Raw genomic sequence first — 13,023 nt, 5'->3', positions numbered from 1 at the left:
GGTCGGTGCGCCCCGTGCGCGCCGGCCGGGGTTTCTCATTTTTACACCACTGGTAGGAACCGCCGCGGCGCGGGAACCTAGTTGTGATGACGACGCTGCTGCACGCGGTCGCCCGCAAAGCCGAGGCGATCACCCCGGACGCCGACCTGCTCGCACGCTTCACGCGCGAACGGGACCACGCGGCCTTTGAAGAACTCGTGCGCCGGCACGGGCCGCTCGTGTGGGCCGTGTGCCGGCACATGCTCCCCGACCACGCCGACGCGGAAGATGCGTTCCAGGCCGTGTTCCTCGCGCTCGTGCGGTCCGCGGCGACCATCCGTGACGGCCGGACCGTGCCCGCGTGGCTGCACGGGGTCGCGGTCCGCATCGCTACTCGCGCGAAGCGCTCGGGCGCCCGCCGGCGCCGGCGCGAACAGGTCGCGTCCCTTCCCGAATCCGAGCGCCCGGTGGCGTCCGCGACCTGGGACGCGCTCGTCCGATCCGTTCACGAAGAAGTTCAGCAGCTCCCGGAAGTGGAGCGCACCGCCTTTGTGCTGTGCGACCTCGAGGGCGTGTCGCAGCCGGACGCGGCGGCGCGGTTGGGCTGGCCGCTGGGGTCGCTGTCCGGGCGCCTCTGTAAGGCGCGACAGCGGCTCGTGGAGCGATTGAGCGCCCGCGGGGTGGCGCCCGCCGCACTCGGAATCGGAATGACAGCCAGCGCAGCGGGCGCGGTGCCGGGTCGACTGTTCAACGTGGTGAGAGCCTTTCCCAGCACACCAACCGCGGCCACGAACGCCGCGTCGGTGCTCGCTCGCGGATTTACTGGGGGTATTTCAATGCGCGTGAAACTGATGATGGCGAGCGTGGTAATCACCGCGCTCGGGCTGACGGGCGGCGCAGCGCTGCTGTCAAAGGCCGACGCCCAACCGCCCGGTGGCGGGACCGGCACCAGTTCGAGCGGCGGAGCGGGCAGCACCACGGGAACGAGCGGTTCCACGAACCTGGGTGGTACGGGCACGAGCAGTTCCAGCGGTTCAGAAGGCCCCGGAACGAGTTCCACGACCGGAACCGCCGGTCCCGGTGGTTCCGGCAACTTCAGTCGGTCGGGAACGGCTCCCGCGGCCGCGTGGGACTACAAGTTTGTGGACGTGAAGAGCGACCGCAAAGCGTTCGAGACGGCGATCACGCAACACGGGAAGGACGGCTGGGAGTTCTGCTCGTCCGAGCGCTTCGGGCAGTCGGAACTCGTACTCGTCTTCAAGAAGCAGAAGGGTGGCGCGGGCGGGCTTAACCCCTTCGGTGGGTTCGGCGGCGGTGGCAGTTTCGGTCAACCGGGTTCCAATTGGGGTGCGGGCGGGAACAGTTTCCCCGGAGGAGGGGGATTCGGTGGCAGCGGGTTCCCCGGCGGTGAGGGCTCGAGCGGCGGGTTCCCCGGTGGCGGGGGCTTCGGACAGCCCGGCGGGGGCGGCGGTGGGTCGGGCGGTGGAACGAACCGTGGTGGAACGAACCCCGTTGGGGCGGACCCCGAGCGCGGCTGGATGATGCTCCAGCGCCTCACGAACAGCACCGGCGACACGGTGGATCTCAGCACGATTCCGCCGCAGACGCGCGATTTCCTGAAGAGCGCGACCGAACGAGCGGGGGGCATCGCGCTTCCCGAAAAGGGCACTATGACCAAAGCCGAGTACCTCAAGTACCACGCACGAAATGAGGCCGCTCGCGGCGCGGCGTCCGGGAGCAGCGGCAGTGGCACCGGGGGACTTCGTGGCAACTCCGGCGGTGACAGTGCGGTCATAACTTTGAAAAACGCGAGCGCGGACGCCGTGGAAAAGGTCATTCAAAAGGAGTTCGAGAAGAAGGGCTTGCGCATCGCGGCCGAACGCACGACGAACGCGGTCCTGATCGTCGCGAGCACACCGGACGACCTCAAGAACGCGCTCAAGCGGATCGCGGAACTCGATGTCCCGGCAACGCCCCGAGTGGGCGACGGTTCGGGGGCACCCGGGAAACCGGATGCGTTTGTCAATGTGTTCACCCTGAAGCACGCGAAGGCCGAAGAACTGGTCCCGGTACTTCAGAAACTGTTCCCGAGGAGCGCGATGAGCGCGGACCCGCGCACCAACTCGATCATCCTCAGCGGGGGCACAGAAACGCTCGACACGGTCCGCGCGCTCATTGCCCGCCTCGACATGGAAGTGGTCAAGCCGAAGTAGTTCGCACGCGCCCCGAGAAAGAGCGCACCGGGCACCCGCCCGGTGCGCTCTTTCTTTTTGTTGCGGGTCCGCGCCCGCTCGCCGATACGCGCCCCGCCAGCGACAATGAACTCGTCTCCATCCCGACGAGTCTGTCATGCCACACCGTCCGACGTTCGACGAGTTCGCCGCACTCGCGCGCGAGCACACCGTTGTGCCCGTGTACCGCCAACTCACCGGCGACACGCTCACGCCCGTGTCCGCGTTCTGCAAGTTGCAAGAGGGGGACTGGTCGTTCCTGTTCGAGAGCGTCGTCGGCGGCGAGCGCGTGGGGCGGTACAGCTTCCTGGGCGCCGGGCCGTTCATGACGTTCCAGGCGCGCGGGACAAGCGTAGTCGTCCGGAACGCGGGCGAGCGCGAGGCGCACGAGTTCACGTGCGAAGACCCGCTCAAGCTCCTCGAAGAAACGATCGCGCGGTTCCGCGCCCCGAGTGTGCTCGGGCTCCCGCGGTTCTGTGGCGGGGCCGTCGGCTACGCGGGCTACGACACCGTGCGCTACGTCGAACACCTGCCCAACGCCCCGCAGGACGATCGCAAACTGCCCGACCTCAGTTTCGGCTTCTACGATCGCATGGTCATCTTCGACCACGCGGCAAAGACGATCCTGGTCGTTGCGCACGCGCGGCTGGACGGGTACCAGACATCGGGCGCCGAGTACCGCGAAGATGATCTGCGGGCGGCGTACCAGGCCGCGTGCCGCGGGGTCGATGAGCTGGTCGGGCGCCTGCAGCGCGGCGTCGCGGACATTCAACTGACGGACATCGACCCGAAGCGCCGGGCCTCCGCCGAACCCCGGGCGCCGATCCCGGACGCGCGAATTCAGTCGAACTTCACGCGCCCGGCGTTCGAGGCCGCAGTGGAGCAGGTGCGCGAGTACATCAACGCGGGCGATGCGTTCCAGATCGTACTCAGCCAGCGGTTCCGCACCGAAACGCGGGCGCGGCCGTTCGACATTTACCGCGCGCTGCGGGTCGTGAACCCCAGTCCGTTCATGTTCTACGTCCGGGCCGGTGAAGTTACGCTCGTCGGGGCGTCGCCGGAAATCATGTGCCGCGTCGAGAACGGCGTCATCACGAACCGCCCACTGGCCGGCACCCGGCGCCGCGGGGCCACACCTGAAGAAGACACGGCGCTCGCGGCCGAGCTAATCGCCGACCCGAAGGAGCGGGCCGAGCACATCATGCTCGTGGACCTCGCACGAAACGACGTGGGCCGCGTCGCGGAACTGGGCAGCGTGAAGATCAGCGATCTGCTCACGGTCGAGCGCTACAGTCACGTCATGCACCTCTCGAGCACCGTGACGGGCAAGCTCCGGCCGGGGCTGACCGCGTTTGATGCGCTCCGCGCGAGTCTCCCGGCCGGCACACTCTCGGGTGCGCCAAAGGTGCGGGCGATGGAAATCATCGACGAACTGGAACCGCACCGCCGGGGGCCGTATGGCGGGGCCGTCGGGTACGTTGACTTCAGCGGTAACATGGACACGTGCATCGCGCTACGCACAATGGTGCTGCTCGGCCAAACGGCCTACGTTCAGGCCGGCGCGGGGCTGGTCGCGGACAGCGTCCCCGCGGCCGAGTACCAGGAAACCGTGGACAAAGCCGCGAGCCTGCTCCGCGCCATCGAAGTGGCCGAAACGCAGCTATAACGAGGGGCCAGCGCCCATGCTGTTCGCGGACGACTTTGAAGGGTGGAAGAAACTCGCCGCGCTTATCGGGCTCGCGGTGCTCGTGACACTCGGGTTCGTATTTCGGGATTACGAATCGGGAGCCGCGGCCGGCGAACGGCTCCGGAAAAACCACCCTGTACTCGCTCGTATTGTCGGCTTCCTGATCGTGCTCGCATTCGTCAGTCTCGTCGTATTCGTCCGCTCAAGATGAACCCGGAGCCGTTATGCGCTCGCGAATCGCGTGTCTGCTCGTGGTGGCCACGGCGAGTGGCGTCGCGTTCACGCAGGAACCGAAGAAACCGCTGGTTTCGGGCGATCCGGCACGCGTCGAGCGCATCCGCAAAGCCACGATGCCGAAGATCGACACGCCCGTCCCCTTCGACACGCCCGAAGCCGACGCGATCCTCGCCGCGCTCGAAGTGTTCCCGGAAGACAACCCGTGGAACCTCGTCGTCAGCGATTGGCCGCTGCACCCCCAATCGAAGGAGATCGTCGCGTCCATCGGCGCGAACAAGCCACTGCGGTACAACGCGGACATGGGTTTCGTACTGGTCCCGCCCGGTGAGAAGAAGCTCGATGTGAAGCTCGTGAGTTATCCGAAGGAGTCCGATAAGGGACCGTACCCGCTGCCCGACACCGTGCCGATTGAGGGCTGGCCCGCGAACTATTCGCGGAACGCCAAACTGAAGAGCACCACGCTCGAAGACGTGCAACGCGACAAGCTGAAGGAGAACGGCGACCGGCACGCGATCGTCGTCGATCCGACCAACCGGATGCTGTACGAGTTCTACCAACTGAAGAAGACCGATGCGGGCTGGCAGGCCGCGTGCGAGGCGACGTTCGATCTCAAGAGCAACAAGCTCCGGCCGAACGGCTGGACGAGTTCCGACGCGGCCGGCCTACCGATCTTCCCCGCGATCATCCGTTACGACGAGTTGAAGCGCGGCGCGATCGAGCACGCGATGCGCGTGACCGTGGTGAAAACAGCGCGCTCCTACGTCTACCCCGCGACGCACTTCGCGAGTCGCAGAACCGAAGCGGACCTTCCGCGCATGGGTGAGCGCATCCGGCTGCGGAAGGACTTCGACACGTCGAAGTTCTCGGCGGAAGTGAAGGTGATTCTGGAGGCGCTGAAGAAGTACGGGATGCTGGTCGCGGACAACGGCATCGACTGGGCGCTGTCGTGCGCGCCCGACGAGCGCATTCCCGTGCTCCACGAAGAGCTGCGCAAAATCAAAGGATCGGACTTCGAGGTGGTCCTGCCCCCGGAAGGGTACAAACCGGCGAAGTGACGGCCTGTCGATCCGGGCGTCGCCCTCCGTGCGGAGATTATCCCCGAACCACCGCCCTACGCTCCGTGTCTCACAACACCTCACACGGAGCCGGTATGTATCCCAAACGGAGCCGGGCGGCCTCGATCGCGCGCGACACGATCGACATCATCGCCGCCGGGCGGTACACGAACCGCAAGGACGAAACGGTCCACGTCCGCCACCTCGTCGAATCGGCGCGGGACGGCACGCTCACGTACCCGCCGGACGAACCACTGCCGCGGTTCGTGCCTTCCGAACGCCCCACGACCTTCGAGACCATAAACGACACCACGCTCGAAGCCGCGCGGAAGTTGGTTGCTGAAGAATTTCGGCCGGTCGCACTGAACTTTGCGTCCGCACGGCACCCGGGTGGCGGGTTTCTCGGCGGCGCGCGGGCGCAGGAGGAGTCGCTCTGTCGCGCGTCCGGGTTGTATGCCTGTATCAACAACAACGCGATGTACCGGGCGCACGCGCACCTCGGTGGCGGGTTCTACACGAACTACGCGATCTATTCGCCCGCGGTGCCGGTGTTCAAGGACGATGAGGGGGAGTTGCTCGACGAGCCGTACTTGTGCGCGTTCGTGACTTCGCCCGCGGTGAACGTCGGAGCGATCCGGGACAAGGAACGGGCGCTCGTTCGCGACGAAATGCGCGAGCGCATCGATAAGGTGCTCACCCTCATGGCCGGGCACGGGCACGACGCGGCCGTTCTCGGCGCATGGGGTTGCGGGGTGTTCAAGAACGATCCAGAACTGATCGCCGAGTTGTTCGCGAAGGCGCTTCGCGGCAAGTTCGCCGGCTGTTTCGCGAAGGTCGTATTCGCGGTCCTGTCGTCCGACGGCGCAACGATCAGCCCGTTCGCGGAGCGGTTCTCGGCGTAGCAATCGACTGATACCAAATCGTGTGGAAGAGTCATCCTTCTGTAGCCGACCTCTGTCAACGAATTGCAAACGTGGGTTGTCGGTTGCCTTCGGATTGTGCCCTCTCCCCTTGCGGGAGAGGGTGGTGAGGCTTTGCGAACCGGGTGAGGGGTAACCTCCTGGGTGTGGAAGCAACCCCTCACCCCGCCGCGAAGCGCGGCGTCCCTCTCCCGCAAGGGGAGAGGGCAAAACCCAAACACCGGCCCGGCGCTATCCACGTTTGCAATCTGTTGTGTGAGGCCGGGGGGCCACAGACATGGGCGCCCCGGCCTCACAGAGGCCGGCTACAGAAGATCACCAATCAACGCAATTTGGCATTACTTGAAGGCGTCTTTCGTCTTCACGTGCTCGGGCCGAATGCCGACCCCGACGAGGCGCGCCGGGATGCGCCGCAGGAGCGGGAACCGCTGGAGCAGGCGTGCTGCGGTGGGCACCTTCAACGGCCCGCGCGCCGTCAGCGCGTGGGTAATCACCCGCTTCTGTACTTGGACCTGAATCCACTGCGTGAGCTGCGTCGGGAGCGTCCGGCGCCGTTGAACTGCGGCGAGGTCGGCCCCGGTTACGGTCCCTGCGCCGAGCTTCTCCGCGAGAATGTTCGCGGTCGCAACCGCGTCCTGAATCGCGAGGTTGATTCCGACACCGCCAACGGGCGACATCGCGTGCGCCGCGTCGCCGATACACAGCACCCCGGGGCGCCACCACTTCCGCAGTCGGTCCACCGTCACGGTGAGCAGCTTCACATCGTCCCAGCTCCGCAGTTCCTCCACACGATCCACAAGAAACGGCGCGCCAGCGACGATGTCGGCGCGGAACGCTTCGAGTCCGCGCGTCATCACCGCGGCGTGATCGCCCTTCGGAATGACGAACCCGCACTGCCAGTAGTCGCCGCGATAAATCATCACGAAGATGCGCCCGCGGTCGAACCGCCCCACGGGGCGATCGCCGTCCGACGGCTTACGCGACAGGCGCATCCACAGCACGTCCATCGGCGCGCCGAAGTCTTGTACGGGCAACCGGGCGCGGGCGCGGACCGTGGAGTGCCGACCATCAGCGCCAACGGTGAGGTCCGCGCGCACCTCGAGCAGACCCTCGGGCGTAGTTGCCCTCACGCCGAGCACGCGCCCGCTCTCTTCGATCAGGTCCGTGACCGCGGCGCGCGTGACGAGCCGGAACGTCGGGTACTTCTTCGCGTGCGCGCTCACGAAGTCCAGAAAATCCCATTGCGGCATCAGTGCGATGAACTTGCACTTGGTCGGGAGGTGCGAGAAGTCCGCGAGCGGGAACTCGGCGCCCGCCACGTTGCCCGCGAGCACGCGCGCTTCCTGGTGCGGGTGGCGGAGGAAGTCGTCGAGGAGCCCGAGTTCGTGGATCACTTCGAGCGTCGACGGGTGGATGGTGTCGCCACGGAAGTCGCGGAGGAAGTCGGCGTGCTTCTCCAGAACGACGACCTCGACGCCGGCCCGCGCGAGGAGGAACCCGAGCACCATTCCCGCGGGTCCACCGCCGGCGATGCAGCACTTCGCGCGAATCACTTCCGGGGCATTTGACATGAGCGCTCCCGACCGAATGGAGTGACGGTCGGGGTATTGTAGCTTCAGGTGCCCGCGTCGGGCGGTTTATCGTCGTCGGTCAGTTTGATGCCGCGCTTCACGAGCGCCTGACGCAGAATGAACTCGATCTGCCCGTTCAAGCTGCGCAAGTCTTCCTCCGCCCAGCGCTGCACGGCCGCGTGGACGCGCGGGTCGAGTCGCAGCAGGAACGGCTTCACGTCTTTCTTGGCCATACCCCGTTATCCTCGGTGGCGGGCGCCCAGGTGCGTTACTTCCCACTCAACGATTTCGTGAAGAACCCCACGAGTTCCGGCACCAGTTTCGGGTGCAGCGCCAGTGACGGGTCCGAATAGCTCGGGAGCTGGTCCGCCCGATCAGTTTTGGGCACCACCTTCAGCACGTGGTTCATGCCCTCAACGGTCACGACCCGCGCACTCGTGTTGGCGTCACCCAAGCACTTCGCGTCCGCGGCCGAAACCTGAATGTCGGTCGAACCGGACACGATCAGAAAGGGCGCGCTCACCCCGGCAGCCAGCTTCGCCGGGTCGTGCTTGAACATCGAAATCAGGTACGGTTGCACGCTCGGCCGGAACAACGCGGCCAGTGATTTCGGCGCCTCTTTCACCGCGCGCCCGGCTTCCAACTCGGTCAGAATCGTGTCGCTCTGCTTGTACAAATCGTCCGGCAACCCGCGCTTCAATTGCTCGCGGAGAACGACCTGGAGCGGGCGCCCCGGACCGCACAAGGAAACGATCGCATCGAACTTCGCGTCCTGCGCCGCGACCAGCCCGATAAGCGCGCCCTCGCTATGGCCGATGTAACCGAGCTTTGTGAACCGCGTATCGTTGCGGAGCAGGGACACCCACGCGAGCACGTCGGCCGCGTAAGTTTCGACCCGCACGTCTTCCTCTTTTGCCAACGCAGAAGCACTGGCACCCACCCCACGTTTGTCGATCCGCAGTACCGCAATGCCCTTCGCGGCGAGCGCCCGGCCGACCATCTTGAGATTGTCGGTGCGGGTGAGCGGCCCGTTGCCATCGCGATTCGTCGGCCCGGACCCGGCATGAAGTAACACCACCGGCCACGGCCCGGGCTTGGCGGGCAGATCGAACGTGCCGTACAGCGTGCCGGTGCCGGTTTTCAACTCCACCAGTTCGCCCAACAACCGCGGCGCGGGAACGTCCGCAAGAGGGGGAGCCGCGAGAACGAGAGTAAGTGCAAAATACATGGGTGACTCCTGAAGAACCTAACCCCCTAACCCCCTTCCCTAAAAAGGAAGGGGGAACAGAACCAAAGACAACCGACACGAAATATCTGCGACCGTTTTAAGCCCCTCCCTTTTTAGGGGAGGGGTTGGGGAGAGGTTTCTTCTCAGTTGTAAAGCGTGCCAGTGTTGACGACCGGTTGCGGCGCGCTGTGTCCGCAGAGCACCACGAGCAGGTTGCTCACCATCGCGGCCCGGCGCTCGCCGTCCAGTTCGATGATGTTCTTCTCGCTGAGCATCTGGAGCGCGTGCTCCACCATGCCCACGGCCCCTTCGACGATCTTCGCCCGGGCCGCGATGATGGCCCCGGCCTGCTGCCGCTGGAGCATCGCGGACGCGATCTCGCGGGCGTAAGCGAGGTAGCTGATGCGCGCCTCCTGAACTTCCACGCCGGCCTGCCGCATCCGCTCCTGAAGTTCGAGTTTCAACTGGTTCGCCACTTCCTCAATGTGCCCGCGGAGCGAGTGCGCATCGGTGTCGGGCGCGTCGTAACTGTAGCGACTCGCAAGATTACGCAGAGCCGCGTCCGCCTGGAGCTTCACGAACTCCTCGTAGTCGTCCACCTGGAACACCGCTTCGGCCGCGTTCACCACCTTCCACAGCACCACGGCCGCGATCTCGATCGGCGTTCCGTCGTGGTCGTTCACCTTGAGCGGCTCGCGGTGCGATGTCGCCTGTGTGATGACCCGGCCGGTCGCGTCCTTCGTTTCGTCCGTTTTGTTCATCCCGGTCTCGAACACCTGCACCCGCAGGCTCACCCGCGTGCGCCAGTAGAACGGGTTGCCGTAGAAGAACCCGGTTTTGCGCAACGTGCCGACGTAGCTCCCGAACAGTTGCACCACGCGCGCCTGGTTCGGCCCGTTCACGATGAACCCGGCTAGAGAAATCACCCACAGAACCGATAGTGGAACGATCGCCCATACCAACTTGGGCTCTTTCCACGCCGAGGCCAGCGCGATGAGGGCGATGATCGCGCCCAAACCGACCAGCACTCCGAACGCCCCGAGCCAGCCCGACCACAGTTTCAGTTCACGGTCTTCCACGGCACGCCCTCCGATATCTGAGTGATATCACATTGAAATCGTAATATCTACCCCTGTTTTCGACAAGTGAGCCAACAGATTTCGTGGATTCAGCTGATTTGAGCCAAAACCAAGCACACAGGGCTTCCGCCCTGTGCTACGAACGCCGGCCGCTCCGCGGCGTGAAAGACATTGACGGTATCTGTCTTCGCCCCGGATGGGGCCGACTTCCGTAGCACAGGGCGGAAGCCCTGTGTCTCCGCGTGCCAGCGGATCGGTAAAATACCATCATGAGCCAAACCATCCGCTTGTTACCGTTCGCCGGCGCCGATGGCGCTACGAATATGTCCGCAGACGAAGCGATGCTGGAATCCGCTGTGAGCGGGGTCGCATCGCTGCGGTTTTACACCTGGACCGCGCCGACGCTCTCACTCGGGTACTTCCAACACACCGAGGAACGCGGCGCCAACGCGAACCTCGCAGGACTGCCGTGGGTCCGTCGATCGACCGGCGGCGCGGCAATCGTCCACCACCACGAACTGACCTACGCCCTCGCGCTCCCACCGGGCAAACAGTGGGTGTCGCAGGAGCACTGGATCTGCCGGTTCCATCACATTGTGCAGGGAGTGCTGAAGGAACGCGGCGTGAAGACGCACGCGGTCGTCTGCGGCGAGGAGCAGAAGCTCGGCGCGCTCGTGTGCTTCCTGCACCAGACGCCCGGTGATCTGCTCCTGAACGGCTCGAAGGTCGCGGGGAGCGCACAGCGGAAGATGCGCGGCGCGACGCTCCAGCACGGGAGCATTCTGTTGCACCGGAGCGAATTCGCGCCGCAACTGCCCGGCATCTGCGACGACGCGGGTGCGCCGAAATTCGCCCCCGAAGTTCTCGCACGGATGTTAACGGAAGCATTCGCGACCGACACGGGCTGGACGGTGACCGCGGGCAAATGGACCGCGGAGGAACAAGAACGCACTCCAGCCATTCGTGCGGAGAAGTACGCCAACCGTGCGTGGAACGAAAAAAGATGAGAGCAAGCAGGATGGCCACAAAAAGGCACAAAGGGCACAAAAAAAGAAAACAGAAGGCAGGTGCGTTTGTAATCCCGATGGGGGTTAGAAATCGCTCTCTTGTCTGATCCGCGTGATCTGTGTCATCTGCGGTTCTGCCTTCTGCTTTCTTTTGTGCCCTTTGTGCTTTTTTGTGGCTAATTCGTCTTTTGTCCTACTTCGTGGCGAATTCTTGCCCCCGAGCGTCATGAGTGTTTCGCGTTATAACGTTCGCCAGTTGGGATGGTACCAACCCCCGCACGGCGACCCGTACACGCGGCGCGCGCCCGCCGCGACGCCCGTCGCCAGTTTCGACACCTTCGACGACGCGGAAATGCACCGGCGCGGGCGTGAATCAGCGGCGCGCGAGGCCGAGAACCCGTTTCGGTTCGGCGGGTGCTCCGTGTTCTTCCAATCGTCCCTTGATGGCCCCCGGCTCCACGACTGGCTCATGGACGCGGGCATCGATCCGCCTGTCAGCGAGTTGCGGCACGACGACTGGCGCGCGTGGTGGGAGGCGTTCGCGCACACCTGGAGCGCGGAGCAACTGGCCCACGCCTGGGCCGCGTTCGACAAAGTGCGGTTCTTCGACGTAGTGGAAGAACCGCCGAAAGTTGCCCACATCGTGATCGAAATCGCTTGGGGGGTCATCAACCGCGACTGGAACGCGATGACCGCGGGCACCGAGGGCGGGCAGGTGATCGGGGTTTACGGGCGCGCGCGAACGGCCGAAGTGGTACTCAGCCGGCAGAGGCGGACGGGTAACGACGGCCGCGCGCGGTACCGGTACGGCCGGCGCGCCGGGTATCCCAACGGTATGAACGAATCTCTGCTGGCTCACAACGCCACGTTCTTCGAGACGGTCGCGGTCCCCTCGAACGTGCCGCCGTTCGCGGGGGTCGGGTTCCTGGTGCAGCGGCGGGCGGTCATCGACACCTTCGTGGGGACCGCGTGGCGCGACCGCCCGTCCACCTCCGCGCGCGTGCCGATCGCGCTCTTCGCCGCGCGCGCGGAGGCGGTCGAGCACCGGGACCGGCTCGCGGCGGAGTGCCGGCTGCAGCTCAACCCGTTCGTGTTCGCGGACCCGGCCCGGAGCGCGACGACCGACACCATGCGCGAGGAACTGGCCGCCCTTGATCTCCCCCTCCCGATCCCCGTCGGCGACCGGCGCCGGAACTGGACGGACTGGGCCGAGTGGTGGGACTTGTGCCAGGACGAAGTGACCGACGAGCAGCGCGAAGCGGTCTGGGGCGCGTGCGACCAGCCGCTGTTCGAGGTGATTCGCGTCGAGGTGAGCGATGAGTGACGCGGCAAAAAACAGTTCGCCCGCAGCTACCGAGAGTGTGGAAACGGCCCCATCGTTCCCCGCCCTGACCGCAGAAGACCGGGTGTTCCTCCGCGCCCTCGTTGACACCCCCGAGGACCGAACGACGTGGCTCGTCTACGCGGACTGGTTCGAGGACCGCGGCGACCCGCGTGCGGAGTTCCTCCGCTTGATTGTTGATCGCGACCTGATGCCGGGAGGCGATCCGTTGGTCACGCGCGCCGACGCCCGGCTCGCGCACTTGCGGAACGAACTCGACCCGCTGTGGCTCGCGGCATTCGATCCCGCGCCCGTCATGAACTGCTCGGGCATGCGCTCCGAAGGCCTCTGCGTGTGGACCGAACTTACGGCGACTGATGCGCCGGATATCCGTCTCTGTTACGGTTGCCTGCGTCCAGTTTTCTACTGCTGCACTCCGGACGAAGCGGCACTAATCCGATCGGCCGGCGAGGTCATTGCGCTGTCAACACGCTTTCAATTCGAACAGGCCCCGCTCCCACCGCTCCCACCGAGCACGCCCCCGGTTCGATATGAACCACCGCCCGTGCCTCCGAACGTGCGAACCGCCCCGGAGTACGATCCCCGGTACACGTACCAAGCTCGATCCGATCCCCCACCCGCGCGCCCGTGGTGGAAGTTCTGGTGATGCCGGTTTCGCACGTACCGAGATAAACGGCTCACGGATTC

12 protein-coding genes are annotated in these 13,023 nt (G+C 65.4%); 8 read left to right on the top strand and 4 right to left on the bottom strand.

Annotation, left to right across the window (positions count from 1 at the left end; all coding sequences use genetic code 11):
- Nucleotides 1–86: 86 nt before the first annotated feature.
- From J8F10_RS33720 to J8F10_RS33700, 5 genes are all read left to right on the top strand, one after another.
- Nucleotides 87–2,192 (top strand): sigma-70 family RNA polymerase sigma factor, encoded by a 2,106-nt coding sequence (locus J8F10_RS33720; RefSeq protein WP_210661346.1) that lies wholly within the window; start codon nucleotides 87–89, stop codon nucleotides 2,190–2,192.
- A 136-nt stretch (nucleotides 2,193–2,328) separates the two neighbouring features.
- Entirely contained in the window at nucleotides 2,329–3,876 is a 1,548-nt protein-coding gene (gene trpE / locus J8F10_RS33715; protein ID WP_210661344.1) for an anthranilate synthase component I, read from the top strand.
- Between the two features lie 16 nt (nucleotides 3,877–3,892).
- Nucleotides 3,893–4,108 carry a hypothetical protein gene (locus J8F10_RS33710; protein WP_210661342.1) on the top strand — a complete coding sequence of 72 codons (216 nt, stop codon included), beginning with the start codon at nucleotides 3,893–3,895 and terminating at the stop codon, nucleotides 4,106–4,108.
- A gap of 13 nt (nucleotides 4,109–4,121) precedes the next feature.
- The gene (locus J8F10_RS33705; RefSeq protein WP_210661340.1) at nucleotides 4,122–5,189 is read left to right on the top strand and encodes a hypothetical protein; all 1,068 of its coding nucleotides are present in this window, start codon (nucleotides 4,122–4,124) and stop codon (nucleotides 5,187–5,189) included.
- Between the two features lie 95 nt (nucleotides 5,190–5,284).
- On the top strand, nucleotides 5,285–6,091 hold the full coding sequence (locus J8F10_RS33700) for a TIGR02452 family protein (RefSeq protein WP_210661338.1): 807 nt from the start codon (nucleotides 5,285–5,287) through the stop codon (nucleotides 6,089–6,091).
- A gap of 356 nt (nucleotides 6,092–6,447) precedes the next feature.
- Here the strand turns inward: J8F10_RS33700 and J8F10_RS33695 are convergent, their stop codons facing one another.
- From J8F10_RS33695 to J8F10_RS33680, 4 genes are all read right to left on the bottom strand, one after another.
- A complete protein-coding gene (locus J8F10_RS33695; RefSeq protein WP_210661336.1) occupies nucleotides 6,448–7,680 on the bottom strand; it encodes an FAD-dependent oxidoreductase in 1,233 nt (410 codons plus the stop codon).
- A 44-nt stretch (nucleotides 7,681–7,724) separates the two neighbouring features.
- Nucleotides 7,725–7,913 carry a hypothetical protein gene (locus J8F10_RS33690; RefSeq protein ID WP_210661334.1) on the bottom strand — a complete coding sequence of 63 codons (189 nt, stop codon included), beginning with the start codon at nucleotides 7,911–7,913 and terminating at the stop codon, nucleotides 7,725–7,727.
- A 35-nt stretch (nucleotides 7,914–7,948) separates the two neighbouring features.
- Complete coding sequence (locus tag J8F10_RS33685) at nucleotides 7,949–8,908, bottom strand: alpha/beta hydrolase family protein (RefSeq protein ID WP_210661332.1); 960 nt, start codon at nucleotides 8,906–8,908, stop codon at nucleotides 7,949–7,951.
- A gap of 143 nt (nucleotides 8,909–9,051) precedes the next feature.
- Complete coding sequence (locus J8F10_RS33680) at nucleotides 9,052–9,987, bottom strand: SPFH domain-containing protein (RefSeq protein WP_210661331.1); 936 nt, start codon at nucleotides 9,985–9,987, stop codon at nucleotides 9,052–9,054.
- A 269-nt stretch (nucleotides 9,988–10,256) separates the two neighbouring features.
- On the opposite strand from J8F10_RS33680, the gene J8F10_RS33675 reads away from it, so the two are divergent.
- The 3 genes from J8F10_RS33675 (at nucleotide 10,257) to J8F10_RS33665 (ending at nucleotide 12,982) form a co-directional block, all read left to right on the top strand.
- Nucleotides 10,257–10,994 (top strand): lipoate--protein ligase family protein, encoded by a 738-nt coding sequence (locus J8F10_RS33675; RefSeq protein WP_210661329.1) that lies wholly within the window; start codon nucleotides 10,257–10,259, stop codon nucleotides 10,992–10,994.
- Between the two features lie 226 nt (nucleotides 10,995–11,220).
- Complete coding sequence (locus J8F10_RS33670; protein WP_210661327.1) at nucleotides 11,221–12,318, top strand: hypothetical protein; 1,098 nt, start codon at nucleotides 11,221–11,223, stop codon at nucleotides 12,316–12,318.
- The gene (locus tag J8F10_RS33665; RefSeq protein WP_210661325.1) at nucleotides 12,311–12,982 is read left to right on the top strand and encodes a TIGR02996 domain-containing protein; all 672 of its coding nucleotides are present in this window, start codon (nucleotides 12,311–12,313) and stop codon (nucleotides 12,980–12,982) included. Before J8F10_RS33670 ends, J8F10_RS33665 begins: the two co-directional genes overlap by 8 nt.
- The last annotated feature ends 41 nt before the right edge of the window (nucleotides 12,983–13,023 follow it).

Source organism: Gemmata palustris (genome assembly GCF_017939745.1).
Classification (GTDB): domain Bacteria; phylum Planctomycetota; class Planctomycetia; order Gemmatales; family Gemmataceae; genus Gemmata; species Gemmata palustris.
The sequence above is the reverse complement of the archived record's forward strand: the minus strand, read 5'-3'. Positions and strand labels throughout refer to the sequence as shown.